We start from the raw sequence: 15,931 nt of genomic DNA, 5'->3' as shown, positions 1-15,931 counted from the left end.
CCTCCTTAGGATCGTTGACTCAGAGGGCGGCCGGACCTGCGACAGGTGGAGAATCGGGTGCCGAGTGCACGCGAAGACCGATCCGGTGCAGTGCCATCGCGAGCGCGTCGGCGAGGGACGATCGGGTGATGACCGACCCGAGGTCGATACCGAGCTGGACGATGGTCTGGGCGATCGCGGGACGGATTCCGGAGACGATGCACTCGGCCCCCATCAACCGCGCCGAGGCGACCGTCTTCATCAGGTGCTGGGCCACCAGGGTGTCCACCGTGGAGACACCGGTGATGTCCAGGATCACGACCTTGGCCTGCTGGGCGACGATCGCCTCCAGCAGGCTCTCCATGACCACCTGGCTGCGGGCGCTGTCCAGCGTGCCGATCAGCGGCACCGCCACGATGCCCTCCCAGAGCTTGATCACCGGGGTGGCGCCCTCCAGCAGTTGCTGGCGTTGGCGCACGATGATCTCCTGGCCGTCGTCGAGCATGGTCTCCAGCGTCACCAGCCGCAGGGTGGCAAGCAGCTCCGAGGCGAAGAGCACGGCCTCGTGCCGGATCTCAGCGGGCTCCTGCTCCAACTCCGCCTTCAGCAGGTCCACGACGGCGTCCTTGAGCGCCGCGACCTCGGCGGCCACCTGGCCCACGGACACGCCCGCACGCGAGCGCGAAGCCGACATCCGCCCGATCTGGACACGGACCGGATCGAAACCCGACGCCTCCAGGTCGCCGGGACGTCCGGACGACGCGACCACGGCCAACGCGTCCACGACGGACTGTCCCGCTTCCACCGCCTCGTCACGGGTGACCGTGAACACGGTACGAAACAGCGGGAGCTCCGCCCACCGTTGTGCCACCTGCTCACGGCGCCGCAGCAGGACATCAGCCACGGACTGTGCCGCTGAGCGCTGCGTCGTCGCGTCGGGCTCCGACATTCACATGCCTCCTCGTCTGTTGCGATAGTAGATCCGCGGCTCCGGCCTCACTCGGCCGGGCACGATCGACCCAGAATAGTTGCCGCGCAGCAAATGTTAGCGGGCATGGCGCCAGACGAGACATTCGTCGCCGCTCAGCGGAAACCACGGCGTCCATGCCCTCCCGCTTGCCTTCGACAGAGAGGGTGCGACAGTGGACAGGCAACCCACGCCGACGGAAACGATCACCGCGCTCGAACAGATCGCCGAGACACTGATCGGACTGTGGCGCACGACACGTGAACAAGTAGCACCGAGCATCTCCGAACAGCAGATGCGCGTCCTGACCGCGCTGGAGCGGTCCGACACCAACCTGTCCTCCCTGGCCGAGGTCCTGGGCCTCCCGCCGTCCTCGGCCACCCGGCTGTGCGACCGGCTGGAACGCCACGGGCTGCTCGAACGGCGCCCCGCTGGACGGAGAGTGATCGTCTTCCTGACGCCGGCGGGCCGCACCCTGCTGACCTCCATCCACGGCTACCGGCGTCGGCGGCTGGAACAGGCATGGAACCTCATCCCGGCCGCGGACCGCAGCGTCTTGGCCGGCCTGCTGCCCCGGATCGCCCTGCCCGCGCCCTCCTCCGAGGTCGATCCGCTCCGGGAACAGCACCCCGCGGGACTCGCCGCCGGTGACCTCTCCCCAGTGGAAGAACCGCTCGCCTGAACGCACGCCGAAACGACCGGTCCGCACCGCCACAGCGGCGCGGACCGGTCAGGGCTCCTCGACGCGCAGCCGGTCGAGCTGTCGGCGATCGCGCTTGGTGGGACGGCCCGCCCCCCGGTCCCGTCTGGCCACCGGGATCGTGGCCTCCGGGGGCAGGACCGGGGTGTTGTCGACGTAGCAGCGCACGGCATCGGGCGCACCCACCCGCTTCTCGATCACGTGGCCGACCTCCACGATGCGGGTCCTGGCGTTGAGGTGGATCCGGACGTCGTCGCCCACGCGCACCGCCGTGGCGGGCTTGGCCGGGCGGTCGTTGACCCGGACGTGGCCCGCCCGGCACGCCTGCGCCGCATCGGCGCGGGTCTTGGTGAGGCGAACCGCCCACAGCCAACGGTCGACCCGGGCGGTGGACGGCCCCGGTGGCAACGGCCGCACCGGTGCGGTCCGCCCCTCGGCGCCGCCCGCTCCAGCGGGGTTCTCTCCCTGGTCCTTCACGGTGCATGTCCTGTCCGTCGACACTGAACGGCTCATGGCTCCCGGCCGTCCCCGTCCGCACTGTAATACCCATCCGCCCGCACGGGGGCCGCCCCGGGCGCCCCACCACCGCTCAACGCAGCGCGTCGGCCACATGGGTGGGGCGACCGGCGAGCAGCGTCGCGACAACGGGCAGTTCACGCAGGTCCTGGGGCGCGACCTCCGCCGGATCCAGCGCGGTGACCATCAGATCGGCCCGGTCCCCCACCGCGATCCCGGTGCGGCCCTCGCTCGCGGCGGCCAGCGCCGCCCCCACCGGGATCGCCTGTTCAGCGTGCCAGGGCGGCCGCTCGTCATCGGTCCGGGCCACCGCCGAGGCGATCCCGTCCCAGGGGTCCAAGGGCGCCACGGGAGCGTCGGAACCGATCTCCAGGCGGGCACCCGCCGCCAGCAGGTCGGCGTAGCGGTAGGCCCGCTCCAGACGGTCCGGCCAGTAGCGCTCGGCGACGTCGCGGTCGTCGGGGGCGTGCGCGGGCTGCACCCCGACCACGACGCCCAGCGCCGCGAACCGGTGCAGGTCCTCGGCGCGCACCAACTGGGCGTGCTCCACCCTGCCCGGACAGCCCACCTCGGCGAAGGCGTCCAGGGCCACTGTCGCCGCGCGATCTCCGATGGCGTGCACCGCCGGCTCCACGCCGTGCGCCCAGGCCCGCTCCATCAATGCCACGAGCTCCTCGGGTTCCAGTTCCAAACGCCCGGAGCCGGCGTCCGCCCCCGGGTAGGGCTCGTGGCACAGCGCCGTACGGGTGTTGAGCGAGCCGTCCACGAACAGCTTGAGCGGGCCGACCGTCAGCACGCCGTGCCCCTCGGGCACGGGCTGCCCCGTGCGCAGTCCACGCCCGATCGCCGCGTCGAGCAGGGGCCGCGCGATGGAGCAGGCGACCCGCACCGTCGGCGGGGCCGTCCGGAGGCGCCGGGTCCAGTCCTCGACCGTGTCGGCGAACTCGAAATCGGTGACCCCGGTGACCCCGCGCGCCGCAGCGGCCTCCATCGCCTCCATCACCCAGCGGTCGCGCAACGCGACCGGTTCAGCGGGCAGGGCCGCGGTGACCGCCATGCACTCGCCCTCGACGAAGACCCCCGTGGGATGGTCGCGGCCGATGAGGTCGAGCGCGGCCGGGCTGAGCCAGCACGTGTGCAGGTCACTGCTGAACAGGGTGACCGCGCGGCCCGGCAGGGCCCGCTCCAGCAGGTCCTTGTGCAAAAGATCGGGCCACAACCCGTCGCGGAAGTCGTACCCCTGGACCAGCTCGCCCGCCGGCACGGGGCGACGCTCCAGCTCGGCGGCCAGCAGGTCGACCGCTGCCTGCGCGGAGTCGGCCGCCGCCAACGACACCTTCCGTCGGGCCCCCGCCCATTGCACGGCGTGCACGTGCGCGTCCACCAGCCCCGGCAGCAGGGTGCCTCCCGCACACCGCAGCACCCGGGCACCGTCCTCGGGTGCGCCCGGCGCCATCACCTCCACGACTCTCCCGCCCGCCGAACGCACATCGACCGTGGGGCCGCCGCTGCCCAAGCGCACGTCGCGCAACAGGGTGTGCGGCGCTGAGCGTTGCGGGTCGCGGGGATCAATGGCGGAATCGGGCACGGTGCAGTCCTCACGGTCGAAGGTCACGACTGTCGGCACCCCGGGCCCCATCGTGTGGGAACCACGACCCGACCACGGCTCGCATCAGGGCCCTCCCACATGATGGTGGCAACAGCACAGCGGGGAAAGACGGCAGAACCCTATTTTCCGCTCCCCGCTGTCTCGACGGTCGGATAGCGTCGAGCCGGCCCTATTGACGACCCGCGCAGGAGGTGTTGGGCGGTGGCTTCGGGCGAACCGTTTCGCTTCTCGGTCCTGGAAGCGGTGCTGGAACGCATCACCTATGCCAACGAGGACACCGGCTACACCGTGGCCCGCGTGGACCCCGGACGCGGCGGCGACCTGGTCACAGTGGTCGGCGCGCTCCTGGGCGCCCACCCCGGCGAGTCCCTGCGCATGGAAGGCCGCTGGGGGTCCCACCCCCAGTACGGCAAGCAGTTCCAGGTGGAGAACTACACCACCGTCCTGCCCGCCACCGTGCAGGGCATTCAGCGCTACCTCGGTTCCGGACTCGTCAAAGGCGTGGGGCCACGCCTGGCCGAACACATCGTCGGCCACTTCGGCGCCGCCGCCCTCGACGTCATCGAGCACTCCCCCGAACGCCTCATCGAGGTCCCCAAGCTCGGCCCCAAACGGACCAAGATCATCGCCGAGGCGTGGGAAGAACAGAAGGCCATCAAAGAAGTCATGGTCTTTCTCCAGGGCATCGACGTCTCCACCTCCCTGGCGGTGAAGATCTACAAGAAGCACGGGGACGCCTCCATCCGCGTGGTCAGGGAGGAGCCCTACTCGCTGGCCGCCGACGTATGGGGCATCGGCTTCAAGACCGCCGACACCATCGCCCGCGCGGTGGGCATCCCCCACGACAGCCCCCAACGGGTCAAGGCCGGCATCCAGTTCACCCTGTCCGAATCCACCAGCAGCGGCCACTGCTACCTCCCCGAAGAGAAACTGATCTCCGACGCGGTCAAGATCTTGCAGGTGGACTCGGCACTGGTCATCGACTGCCTCGCCGAACTCGTGGCCGAAGAGGGAGTGGTCCGCGAGAAACTGCCCGACGGCGACAACGGGGCCGTGGCGGGGGTGTACCTGGTGCCCTTCCACCGCGCCGAGATCTCCCTTGCCGGCCAGCTCCGTACCCTGCTGGGCGCCGAAACCGACCGGATGGGCGCCTTCCACGACGTCGACTGGGACCGCGCCCTGGGGTGGTTGAAGGAGCGCACCGGAACAGAACTCGCCCCCGAACAGGAAAAAGCCGTCCGTCTCGCCCTCACCTCGAAGGTCGCGGTACTCACCGGCGGCCCCGGCTGCGGCAAGTCCTTCACCGTGGCCTCGATCATCACCCTGGCCGCCGCCAAAGGGGCCAAGATCGTCCTGGCCGCGCCGACCGGACGTGCCGCCAAGCGCCTCACCGAACTCACCGGGCACGAGGCCGCCACCGTGCACCGGCTCCTGGAACTCAAACCCGGCGGCGACGCCTCCTACGACCGCGACCGCCCCCTGGACTGCGACCTGTTGGTAGTGGACGAGGCCTCCATGCTGGACCTGCTCCTGGCCAACAAACTCGCCAAGGCAGTCGCCCCCGGCGCCCACCTGCTCCTGGTCGGCGACGTGGACCAGCTGCCCTCGGTGGGAGCCGGCCAGGTCCTGCGCGACCTGCTGAGCGCGGGCTCCCCCGTCCCCAACGTCCGCCTCACCCAGGTCTTTCGCCAGGCAGCGCGCTCGGGCGTGGTGGTCAACGCCCACCGTGTCAACACCGGTGAGCCCATCCTGCTGGACGGGATGGACGACTTCTTCCTGTTCGGCTGCGACGACACCGACGCCGCAGCCGACATCACCGTGGACGTGGTCGCCAACCGCATCCCCGCGAAGTTCGGCCTCGACCCGCGGCGCGACGTCCAGGTACTGGCCCCGATGCATCGCGGCCCCGCCGGAGCCGGCAACCTCAACACCCTGTTGCAGAACGCCCTCACCCCCGGGCGCGAAGGACTGCCCGAACGGCGCTTCGGCGGGCGCACCTTCCGCGTGGGCGACAAGGTCACCCAGATCCGCAACAACTACGACAAGGGCGCCAACGGCGTCTTCAACGGAACCCTGGGCAACGTCATCGCCATCGACAACGACGAGCAGACGATGACCGTGCGCACCGACGAGAACGAGGAGATCGGCTACGAGTTCAGCGAACTCGACGAACTCACCCACGCCTACGCGCTGACCGTGCACCGCTCCCAAGGCAGCGAATACCCCTGCGTGGTGGTCCCGGTGACCATGAGCGCGTGGATGATGTTGCAACGCAACCTTCTCTACACCGCCATCACCCGCGCCAAGAAACTCGTCGTCCTGGTGGGTGCCCGCAAGGCGATCGCCCAGGCGGTGCGCAACGCCGGCGCCGGCCGCCGCCACACCGCGCTGGGCCACCGCCTGGCCGACCAACGCCCCCCGCGCTGACAGTCCTCAGTGGTCGCGGCGCACCGCCAGCCGCGCGAGAGCACTCAACTCCGCGACGGCCTGGGAGGCCGGCAACTCGGCCTCCAACCGCAGCAGTGACTGGTCCAGCAGCTCATCGGCCCGCTGCTGGCTCCAGGACCGCCCTCCCGCGCCGTCGACCAACCGTGCGGCGTGCACCAACTCGCTGTCGGTGAGCGGCTCCGCCCGGTAGTAAAGCGCCGCCAACTCCTCGGCCTCGGGGGTCGGAGAGTCCAATGCGGCCACGACCGGCAGGGACTTCTTGCGGTTGCGCAGATCGGAGTAGACGGGCTTACCGGTGATGTCGGGGTCGCCCCAGATACCGAGGAGGTCGTCCACGAGCTGGAACGCGAGCCCCACATTACGTCCGAAATCGCCCAGCGCCTCGACCTGCTCGGGGGTTCCACCCCCGTACGCCGCCCCCAAGGCACACGAACAGCCCAGCAACGTGCCGGTCTTGCCCTCCACCATGCGCACGCACTCGGGGAGGCCCACATCGGTGCGCTCCTCGAAGGACACATCGGCGCTCTGTCCCTCGACCAGGCCCAGGACCGTCTTGCTGAGCATGCGCATCCCCGAGGCCGCCGCAGGGTGACCGCTGGCGGCGAGGACGTCGAAGGCGACCGTGACCAGCGCGTCCCCCGCCAGGATCGCCGGCCCCCGCCCGAACACCGTCCAGGCCGTGGGCCGGTGGCGGCGGGAGACGTCGCCGTCCATCACATCGTCGTGCAGCAGCGAGAAGTCGTGTACCAACTGCACGGCCACAGCCGCGGGCAACGCGTCCTGCGCGGTCCCTCCGACCGCCTGGGCCGACAGCACGGCCAGCGCCGGCCGGATCGCCTTGCCCCCGCTGGTCGCGCTCGGGCTCCCCTTCTCGTCCCACCAACCGAAGTGGTAACCGGCGATGTGTCGCATCGACTCGGGCAGCCCGTCGGCGGTGGCCCGCAGGGCGGGCTCCACAACGGCGCGGCTCCACGCCAACACTTCACGGGCCGGCCTGCCCTCGATCAGTTCCCCCGTTGAGGTCATGTGGCCCTTCCCCCCTTGCTTCCGCGGAACTCAGTGTCCGATTTCAACGTGTTCGAGGACGCCGAGGGCGTCGGGCACCAGGACCGCGGCGGAATAGTAGGTGCTGACCAGGTAGGAGATAACGGCCTGGTCGTTGATCCCCATGAACCGCACGTTCAGGCCGGGCTCGTACTCGTCGGGGATGCCGGTCTGGTGCAGGCCCACGACCCCCTGGTCGTCGACGCCGGTGCGCATGACCAGGATGGAACTGGTCCGGGTGTCGGAGATCGGGATCTTGTCGCAGGGCAGCAGCGGAACGCCGCGCCACGTGGTGACGGCGTGGCCCTCCACCCGCTCGGAGCCGGGATAGATCCCGCGTTTGCTGCACTCCCGGCCAAACGCCGCGATGGTTTCGGGGTGGGCCAGGAAGAACTCGGACTTACGGCGACGCGACAGCAGTTCGTCGAGGTCGTCGGGGGTGGGCGGCCCCGTACGCGTATGAATCCGCTGCTTCAGATCAGCATTGTGCAACAACCCGAAGTCACGACTGTTGATCAGCTCGTGCTCCTGACGCTCCCGCAACGCCTCGATGGTCAGCCGCAACTGCTGCTCCACCTGGTTCATCGGCTGGTTGTACAGATCAGCCACCCGACTGTGCACCCGCAACACCGTCTGAGCCACACTCAACTCATACTCACGCGGCGCCAACTCATAATCCACGAACGTCCCCGGCAACACCGGCTCACCCACATGCCCCGACGACAAATCAATCGCCGCCTCGCCGTACTTGTTCTGCGGCTGGGAGTCTCCGTGGTCGACCCGGTCCAGGTACTCGCGCAGCGATTCGACCCGGTCGGCGACCTGGCCCAGCTCCCGGGCGGGGAGGACCAGAACGGTGCAGGGGGTGACCGCCTTGGCGGTGAAGTCGAACGTGCCGGCGTCCCCGGCCAGGGCCTGGTGGCCGAAGTAGTCACCGTCTGCGAGCGTGCCCAGTGCCGTGTCGTTGCCGTACTCGCCCAGGCCGGTCTTACCGACCTTGCCGTGCGCGATGAGGAACACCCGGTCGAGGTCCTCCCCCGAGCGCACGATCACCTCGTCGGCAGCGAACTCGCGCTGCTCGAACCGGTCGGCCAGCGCACTCAGCGCGGCGACGTCGTCGAACCCGCGCAACAGCGGCAGCTCGCAGAGTTCCTGCGGGATGACCCGAACGGTCGAACCGGTGCTGGTGAACGTCACCCGACCGTCCCCGACCGCATAGCTCAACCGCCGGTTCACCCGGTAGGCACCACCCGCGGCCTCCACCCAGGGCAGCTTGTTCAGCAGCCAACGCGGCGAGATGCCCTGCATCTGGGGCACCGACTTGGTGGTCGTGGCCAGTTTGCGCGCCGCGCCGGTGGCCAGACTCAGCTGGGCGCTCGCCTCTTCGGCGCTGGGACGCGACTCCATGATGGTCATTTCTGCTACCGCCAATCAGTGTTCGTGCTGGGAAGAAGCGGCCCCGTACCGCAGGACGGCCCGGCCCGCCGGGCATGTACGACCGGGGGCCGGGCCGGCGGACCGGGGCCGATGGACCATAAGGTCCGGGTCAGTCCTCGCGACCGATCTCCACGTGCTCCAGGACGGCGAGGGCGTCGGGCACCAGGACCGCGGCGGAGTAGTAGGCGCTGACCAGGTAGGAGATGACCGCCTGGTCGTTGATCCCCATGAACCGCACGGACAGGCCGGGCTGGTACTCGTCGGGGATGCCGGTCTGGTGCAGGCCGATGACGCCCTGCTGGGCCTCGCCGGTGCGCATCAGGAGAATGGAGCTGGTCCGGGTCTTGGAGACCGGGATCTTGTTCGAGGGCAGGATCGCCACGCCGCGCCAGGCCGGGACCTGGTGGCCGTTGATGTCGATGCTCTGGGGGTAGATTCCCCTGCGGGTGCACTCCCGGCCAAACGCCGCGATGGTTCGCGGGTGGGCCAGGAAGAAACCGGGGTCCTTCCACACCTTCGCAAGCAGTTCGTCAAGGTCGTCGGGGGTGGGCGGCCCCGTACGCGTATGAATCCGCTGCTTCAGATCAGCATTGTGCAACAACCCGAAGTCACGACTGTTGATCAGCTCGTGCTCCTGACGCTCCCGCAACGCCTCGATGGTCAGCCGCAACTGCTGCTCCACCTGGTTCATCGGCTGGTTGTACAGATCAGCCACCCGACTGTGCACCCGCAACACCGTCTGAGCCACACTCAACTCATACTCACGCGGCGCCAACTCATAATCCACGAACGTCCCCGGCAACACCGGCTCACCCACATGCCCCGACGACAAATCAATCGCCGCCTCGCCGTGGTTGTTGCTGGGCTGGGTGGTGGCGGACTGCACCTGGTTGATGTGCTCGCGCAGCTGCTCTGACTGGTCGGTCAGCTCCTGGAAGGCCCGGCGGGGCAGGACCAGAACGGTGCAGGCGGTCAGGGCCTTGGCGGTGAACTCCCAGTCCCCCGGGGAATCGGCAAGCGCACGGTCGCCGAAGTGATCGCCGTCGGCGAGCGTGCCCAGTGCCGTGTCGTTGCCGTACTCGCCGGCCACGACCATGCCGATCTTGCCGTGCGCGATGAGGAACAACTGCTCGGCGGGGTCGCCCGAGGTGACAAGCGCGTCCCCGGGGGCGAACTCGCGCTGCTCGAACCGGTCGGCCAGCGCACTCAGCGTGGCCTCGTCGTCGAACCCCCGCAACAGCGCGAGTTCTTGCAGTTCCTGCGGGATGACCCGAACGGTCGAACCGGTGCTGGTGAACGTCACCCGACCGTCCCCGACCGCATAGCTCAACCGCCGGTTCACCCGGTAGGCACCACCCGCGGCCTGCACCCAGGGCAGCTTGCGCAGCAGCCAACGGGAGGAGATGCCCTGCATCTGGGGCACCGACTTGGTGGTCGTGGCCAGATTGCGCGCCGCCGCGGTACCCAGGCTCAGCTGAGTCTCACCCGTAGCAGCACCGGTGCCAATAGTTTCCGTCACGAAACGAACCGCCGATCAACGAGAAAGTTAATGGGAGAAGCGGACATCCGGCCACGCACCCGAGGAAAAAGGGTACGAATCAACGAGCACACTACGGGACCGGAAATCACTTGGACCCAGCAATGGCGAAATCAATTCGTCTACCAAAAGCCCACCGAACGCAGCTGGAGCGATATTACCCGCCGACCAAGCGCGAAGTCGGAGAAAGAAATCCTCTTGAACCGAAACCCCGTCACCGCACAGGGAAAGCGAATTCGATCACGCCTCCCACCGGTGTCTTTTAATACCGATAAAGCAGTCGAAACTCCGCAAAATAATCGTGAAACCCGGTTTCGGCCGCCCCGAACAGGCGAAGGATCAGCCGGCGCCGAGTCCAACCGAAATCACGGAAAAACCCACCCGAAAACAGCCTTACCCCCCGCCGCCGGCAGGGCCGACCGCGCCCCGCCGGCCCTGCGGCGCACACCCGCGAAACCCAGCCCACCGACTTCTCCCAACTCCCGGATCCACCATCCCGAGCAGCACTACACTCCGAAAAGCAATCAATCAGGTACGGAGAGTGCTCACGTGTGGCGTCGTCGACACCGGCCCAACCAGCTGCAGGCCCTACGGGCGGCGACACGGGGAACGGGCGCGCTCCTCATCGGCGCCGCAGCGTTGGCCGCCACGACAGGGGGCGCACCGGCCGACCCCCCGAGCCCTCCGCTCCCCGAGGTCGGCCTTCCCACCGCGTCCGTCCCCGACACGATTCCCGGGCCCGCCCAGGACCTGCCCGGGCTCGGGGTGGAGATCTACGACGACGTCGTGGGATGCCTGGAATGGATCACCGTCGTCTACGGCCACTTCGGGTACTGTCATCCGCCGGTACCGTCACCCGCGCCCCCGACGCCCAGCCCGAGTTGGTCCGCGCAGCCGTCGCCACCGGCGCCTTCCCCTTCCCCCGCGCCTTCCGTCTCTGCGCCTCCCCCGGCTCCCGCCACAGACCCACCGGCTCCCTCCCCCGGCCTGGCCGCCCCGCTGTTTCCGGTCGTGGTGCCGCCGATGCCGCAACCGGCCCCCGAGCCGGTCCCGTCCGCCGCCGAACCGGCCTTCCCGTCGGCGCCACCCGCGCCGCTGACCCCACCGGTTCGGGCCGAGCTCCTGACGATCGTGACGGAGGCACACGGCGCGGGCGACGACCGCCCCTCAGCCGGCCTCAGCACCCCGCAGACCATGGCGGTCATGCTGATCATCATCGGGGTGTGCGTGGGGGCCTCGGTGGGGTCGTCGCGCTCGCGCTCCTCCTGAGCGAGGGACATGCGGCGCCTGCTCCAGCACAGGCTCCGCGGTGATCGATCCGCGGAGCCGCGGGGCGCCTCAGACCCCGGCGAAGATCTGGTCGATCCGATCGAACCCGGCCAGGGTGTCCTCGACGCTGCCGGGGTCCAGGGCCAGCAGGCCGGCATAAGGGTTGTCGATGAAGAACAGCACCAACACGCTGCCGGCCACCAGTGCGAGGTTGACGATCGCCCAGAACCTGCGGGTGGGAGATCCCTTGACCCCCATGGCGAAGGGCATGACGATGACCGCGACCGCGCTCACGACGCTCGCCAACAGCAACAGGGTCGGGATGTTGGGGCCAGCGGTGTCACCGCGGTCGATGCGCAACTCGATCAGCGACGCCGTCTCCTGGTGGGCGAGCATCCGGTCCATTACCGCGCTCTGATCGTCCGCGGTGATCGCCCCGACGCTCATCCGCAGCTCACCGAGGCGTTCTTCGGCGACATCGCTCATGGCCCCGGCCGCCATCAGCGGCCAGTCGTCCTCGATCACCGAGCCGAGGTAGTCACGCAGGGCGGCGCGGACCCGCTCCCCTTCCTCCTCCGGCATCGCCCCGGTACTCCAGTACAGGTCGGTGGCGGCTGCCGACTCTCTAACCGACAAGTCCTGGGCCGCGGAGTTGTTCTCCCAGCCGATGACGATGGCCATCGCAACGGCGACGAGGTAGATGGCCAGCACGCCCGGGGCGACGAACGAGCCGATCGGCCCACCGCAGTCGTCGTCGGAGATGGCGTACCTGCGCACGGCGAAGAACCCGCCCAGGGCGAGCAGTGCAACGGCAACGGTGATCAGGACGAATTCCAAGGTTTTTCTCTTCCGGGTACAAGGCCGCGGGGAAACTGAGGAGTGATTGTCGCCGGGATCCGGGTCCGCCGGGAAATGTGCAAAGCGCGGCAATCAACAGTACGACTGCATGCAGATCCGCCGGTTCAACCAACCATTACGGCTAAAGAGCCCGCGAGTACCAGCTGATCAATTTCAGGTGACCATGATTGGGAATCGTCGGCAGAAAATCCAATCCGAATCCTACTCCACCCGAAGCACCAAGCACAGGCCGATCACCAGAAAAGCAGCAGCCCCAACCGCACGCGACCACCAGAACCCACCACCGGACCACCAAAAGCAAAACAATGCCCCATTACTCCTTTTTGCCAATCAATACGGGCGAAAGGAGACCGGGCCCGCCACTGGTGGACGCCCCGCAGCGGGGCCACCCATGGGACGGCAGTCCCAGATCGTTAGACTCGCTAACCATGCTTGAGGCGTTACTACTGCTCGGAGCTGGCGTTCTTGCCGGCTTGACCGGGTCAATCGCGGGACTGGCGTCCCTGGTGTCCTATCCGGCCCTGTTGGCGACGGGCCTGTCGCCCGTGGCCGCCAACGTCACCAACACGGTGGCCCTGGTGTTCAACGGCATCGGGGCGACCGCGGGGTCGCGGCTCGAATTGCGGGGCCAAGGCCACCGGATCCGCCGCTTCGCACTCCTGGCCGGGATGGGTGGCGCATGTGGTGGTGCCCTGCTCCTCGCAGCCCCAGGCGACACCTTCGCCCGAGTCGTTCCGGTACTCGTCGGAGGAGCATCGTTGATGGTGCTTCTCCCCCCGCGCCCCAGCACGTTCGACGCAGCGGAGTCCCACCGCGCCAGAACAGGGGTCGTGGTGTTCGCGATCGGAGTCTACGGCGGTTATTTCGGCGCTGCCGCAGGAGTCCTGCTGCTCGCTCTGCTACTGGCACTGTTCAACGAGACACTGGCCCGGATCAACGCGTTGAAGAACGTGGTGATGGTGGCACCCAACGCTGTGGCCGCGTTGGCGTTCGCCGTGTTCGGACCGGTGCACTGGGCGGCCGTCCTCCCGCTCGCCGTCGGCTTCTTCATCGGTGGCCGCATCAGCCCCGCGATCGTCCGGCGACTCCCCATGCGGCCGCTGCGGATCGGCATCGGCCTGGCCGGTCTGGGCCTGGCCGCCAAACTCGCCTGGGACGCGTGGGCGTGAACCCGCACCACATTTGCCCGACCGGCTTTCGATGACCGATGCGTTGCTCACAACCATCGCCTTTACGACGTAGATCATTTAAGCCTGTCCGGGTCGGTGTCGGGCGACAGGCGCGCGGACGGGCCGTGGTGTCACTCGGGAGCGGCCGAAAACAAGTGGACAGCCGTTCCTTTCGGCGGATGGGATGGACATCCGACCGAGCGAAAGGGTGCGCATTGCCCACCAGCCGCAAATCCCACCCGCGTATCGACTCCCACCTGGTCACGCGACTGATCAGCGCCCAGTTCCCCCAATGGTCCGGCCACACCGTCCGGGCCGTCGCCAAACCGGGGTACGACAACATGACCTTCCGGCTCGGCGAGGAGATGTCGGTACGGCTCCCCCGCTGTCCCCGATGGACCGGCCAGGTGGAACGTGAGCAACGCTGGCTTCCCCGCCTCGCCCCGTACCTACCGCTCCCCGTCCCGCACCCCCTGGGACGGGGCGAACCCGACGCGGACTTTCCTTTCCCCTGGTCGGTCTACCGGTGGATCGACGGCGAGGACATGCGGTTCGAGCGATTGGACGCACCCGACCGAGCGGCGGCGGACCTGGCCGCGTTCATCACCGCGCTCCAGGGCGCGGACGCCACCGGCGGCCCTCCCCCCGAGTGGAGTAACGGGTTTCGCGGCGTTGCCATGGGCGACAGCGCCGACTCGGTCACCGTGGAGGCGCGCGTACTCCCCAAGATCGCCGCCTTGGAGGGGCGCTACGACCTGGCCCTCCTCAACGGGGTGTGGGAGGCCGCCATGTCCGCCCCGGCCTGGGGGAAGGCACCGGTGTGGGTGCACGGCGACCTTGCCGCCGGCAACCTCCTGATGAAGGACGGCCGGCTGAGCGCGGTCATCGACTTCGGAACCCTGGCCGTGGGCGACCCCGCCTGCGACCTGATCCCCGCCTGGCTGTTTCTGGCGACCCGGCACACCAGGCAGGTCTTTCGATCGGCACTCGGAGTCGACGACGCCACCTGGGTGCGCGGACGCGGCTGGGGACTGGCCCAAGCCCTGCCCGAGCCCGGCACGGAACTGACGGAGGCGACCCGCCGCACGCTGGACGCCCTCGCCGCCGACCGGGCCTCCGACGATCGCTGAACGCGGTCGCGCGAAGGAGCGGGGCGTGCCCGCCGGCTGTCTCCGCCTTGAGGGTGCGAGGCCCTCAGACAGGCTCGGTGGAGAACGGGCCGCCGTTGCCGAAGGCCAGTTCGGCGAAGCGTTCGCCGATGCGGCGGTGTGCGGCGGCGTCCGGGTGGAGCTGGTCGGGCAGCGGAAGTTCGGCGAAGTCCGCCTCCCCGTAGAGGGCACGACCGTCGAGGTAGTCCAGGTTCGGATCGTCGGCCGCCCGTTGCTGCACGATACGGGACAGTTCCTCCCGGATGACGGCGAGCGTCAACTTCCCGGCGGCGCGCTCACCAGGATCGCCGGTCGCTCGGAACCGCAGTTCTCCGGCGCCGAGACTACTGAGGTCGACAGCGCAGGGGCCCGGCGTGTCTTCGTGGATGGGGCAGTGGAGGGGCGAGACGACGAGCAACGGCGTGGTGGGGTGTCCTTCGCGAATGGTGTCGAGGAAGCCGTGCACCGCGGGGGCGAAGGCGCGCAGGCGCATCAGGTCGGAGTTGACCAGGTTGATGCCGATCTTGAGGCTGATCAGGTCTGCGGGAGTGTCGCGCATGGCGCGGGCGGTGAAGGGGTCGAGCAGAGCGCTGCCGGCCAGGCCGAGGTTGACCAGCTCCGCGGCGCCGAGGGCGGCCGCGAGCGCGGGCCAGGTGGTGGTGGGGCTGGCGGCGTCGGAGCCGTGGCTGATCGAGCTTCCGTGGTGCAGCCAGACCTTTCGCCCCCGGTCCGGCGCGGGTTCGGTGCGGGCGTCGGTGCGCAGAGCGACGAGTTCGGTGGTCTCGTTGTGCGGCAGCCAGATCTCGACGTCCTTGTCGTGATCGGGCAGACCGGTGAAACGGAGGGTGCCGACCGGGCCGGGGCGGGTCTCGGCGGCACCGGTGGCCATATCGATGACCAGGGCGTTGCCGCCGGCTGCGACGGCCTGGTCGACGAGCCGACCGTCGACGACGAGGTCGTACACCCCGTCGGGGCGTGGCGGGGCGCCGGTGTAGGAGCGCTTGGTGGGCAATACGTCGAGCTCGACGGCAGTGGCCCGGGTCCGAAAGACCAACCGCACCCCCGAAGGCTGGGACTCCGCCATGGTCAGCTGCGGATCGGCGCACTGGGCACGGGCCGCTGCCGGCAGCCGGTGGGGAAGCACACCGTGCTCGGTGTGCTCCAGGTCGAGAGCGCCGCGCAGGAGGTCGGGAGTGATGGGTGTGGTGGTCCAGTTGTTCTGGGTGCTCATCATGTCAGCCTGTTGGTCG

At 69.0% G+C, this 15,931-nt stretch carries 13 protein-coding genes; 5 read left to right on the top strand and 8 right to left on the bottom strand.

Annotation, left to right across the window (positions count from 1 at the left end):
* Window positions 1-19 precede the first annotated feature (19 nt).
* On the bottom strand, window positions 20-928 hold the full coding sequence (locus QSJ59_RS19045) for an STAS domain-containing protein (protein WP_285761060.1): 909 nt from the start codon (window positions 926-928) through the stop codon (window positions 20-22).
* 193 nt (window positions 929-1,121) lie between these two features.
* Between QSJ59_RS19045 and QSJ59_RS19040 the strand changes: the two genes are divergently transcribed.
* Window positions 1,122-1,628, top strand: coding sequence for a MarR family winged helix-turn-helix transcriptional regulator (locus QSJ59_RS19040; protein WP_285761059.1), 507 nt, complete (start codon window positions 1,122-1,124; stop codon window positions 1,626-1,628).
* A 48-nt stretch (window positions 1,629-1,676) separates the two neighbouring features.
* Here QSJ59_RS19040 and QSJ59_RS19035 read toward each other — a convergent pair whose 3' ends face one another.
* Both QSJ59_RS19035 and QSJ59_RS19030 read right to left on the bottom strand, forming a co-directional pair.
* On the bottom strand, window positions 1,677-2,063 hold the full coding sequence (locus QSJ59_RS19035) for an RNA-binding S4 domain-containing protein (RefSeq protein WP_285761106.1): 387 nt from the start codon (window positions 2,061-2,063) through the stop codon (window positions 1,677-1,679).
* Window positions 2,064-2,235: 172 nt separating this feature from the next.
* Window positions 2,236-3,777: an amidohydrolase gene (locus QSJ59_RS19030; RefSeq protein WP_285761058.1), complete on the bottom strand. Its 1,542-nt coding sequence runs from the start codon at window positions 3,775-3,777 to the stop codon at window positions 2,236-2,238.
* Between the two features lie 195 nt (window positions 3,778-3,972).
* Here QSJ59_RS19030 and recD2 point away from each other — a divergent pair, with 195 nt between their 5' ends.
* On the top strand, window positions 3,973-6,198 hold the full coding sequence (gene recD2 / locus QSJ59_RS19025; RefSeq protein WP_285761057.1) for an SF1B family DNA helicase RecD2: 2,226 nt from the start codon (window positions 3,973-3,975) through the stop codon (window positions 6,196-6,198).
* A gap of 6 nt (window positions 6,199-6,204) precedes the next feature.
* Here the strand turns inward: recD2 and QSJ59_RS19020 are convergent, their stop codons facing one another.
* The 3 genes from QSJ59_RS19020 to QSJ59_RS19010 all read right to left on the bottom strand — a co-directional run bounded on the left by QSJ59_RS19020 (window position 6,205) and on the right by QSJ59_RS19010 (window position 10,219).
* Window positions 6,205-7,245: a family 2 encapsulin nanocompartment cargo protein polyprenyl transferase gene (locus QSJ59_RS19020; RefSeq protein ID WP_285761056.1), complete on the bottom strand. Its 1,041-nt coding sequence runs from the start codon at window positions 7,243-7,245 to the stop codon at window positions 6,205-6,207.
* 30 nt (window positions 7,246-7,275) lie between these two features.
* A complete protein-coding gene (locus tag QSJ59_RS19015) occupies window positions 7,276-8,670 on the bottom strand; it encodes a family 2B encapsulin nanocompartment shell protein (RefSeq protein WP_432707507.1) in 1,395 nt (464 codons plus the stop codon).
* A 139-nt stretch (window positions 8,671-8,809) separates the two neighbouring features.
* Window positions 8,810-10,219, bottom strand: coding sequence for a family 2B encapsulin nanocompartment shell protein (locus QSJ59_RS19010; RefSeq protein ID WP_285761055.1), 1,410 nt, complete (start codon window positions 10,217-10,219; stop codon window positions 8,810-8,812).
* Between the two features lie 567 nt (window positions 10,220-10,786).
* Between QSJ59_RS19010 and QSJ59_RS19005 the strand changes: the two genes are divergently transcribed.
* Entirely contained in the window at window positions 10,787-11,506 is a 720-nt protein-coding gene (locus QSJ59_RS19005) for a hypothetical protein (RefSeq protein ID WP_285761054.1), read from the top strand.
* Window positions 11,507-11,575: 69 nt separating this feature from the next.
* Here QSJ59_RS19005 and QSJ59_RS19000 read toward each other — a convergent pair whose 3' ends face one another.
* The gene (locus QSJ59_RS19000; RefSeq protein ID WP_285761053.1) at window positions 11,576-12,343 is read right to left on the bottom strand and encodes a bestrophin-like domain; all 768 of its coding nucleotides are present in this window, start codon (window positions 12,341-12,343) and stop codon (window positions 11,576-11,578) included.
* Between the two features lie 449 nt (window positions 12,344-12,792).
* Here QSJ59_RS19000 and QSJ59_RS18995 point away from each other — a divergent pair, with 449 nt between their 5' ends.
* The gene (locus QSJ59_RS18995) at window positions 12,793-13,533 is read left to right on the top strand and encodes a sulfite exporter TauE/SafE family protein (RefSeq protein WP_285761052.1); all 741 of its coding nucleotides are present in this window, start codon (window positions 12,793-12,795) and stop codon (window positions 13,531-13,533) included.
* 215 nt (window positions 13,534-13,748) lie between these two features.
* Entirely contained in the window at window positions 13,749-14,663 is a 915-nt protein-coding gene (locus QSJ59_RS18990) for an aminoglycoside phosphotransferase family protein (protein WP_285761051.1), read from the top strand.
* Window positions 14,664-14,727: 64 nt separating this feature from the next.
* Here QSJ59_RS18990 and QSJ59_RS18985 read toward each other — a convergent pair whose 3' ends face one another.
* Entirely contained in the window at window positions 14,728-15,912 is a 1,185-nt protein-coding gene (locus tag QSJ59_RS18985; RefSeq protein ID WP_285761050.1) for a GDSL-type esterase/lipase family protein, read from the bottom strand.
* Window positions 15,913-15,931 lie beyond the last annotated feature (19 nt).

The organism is Nocardiopsis ansamitocini (genome assembly GCF_030268225.1).
Taxonomy (GTDB): Bacteria; Actinomycetota; Actinomycetes; order Streptosporangiales; family Streptosporangiaceae; genus Nocardiopsis_D; species Nocardiopsis_D ansamitocini.
This window is presented reverse-complemented; position numbering and strand designations above follow the sequence as displayed.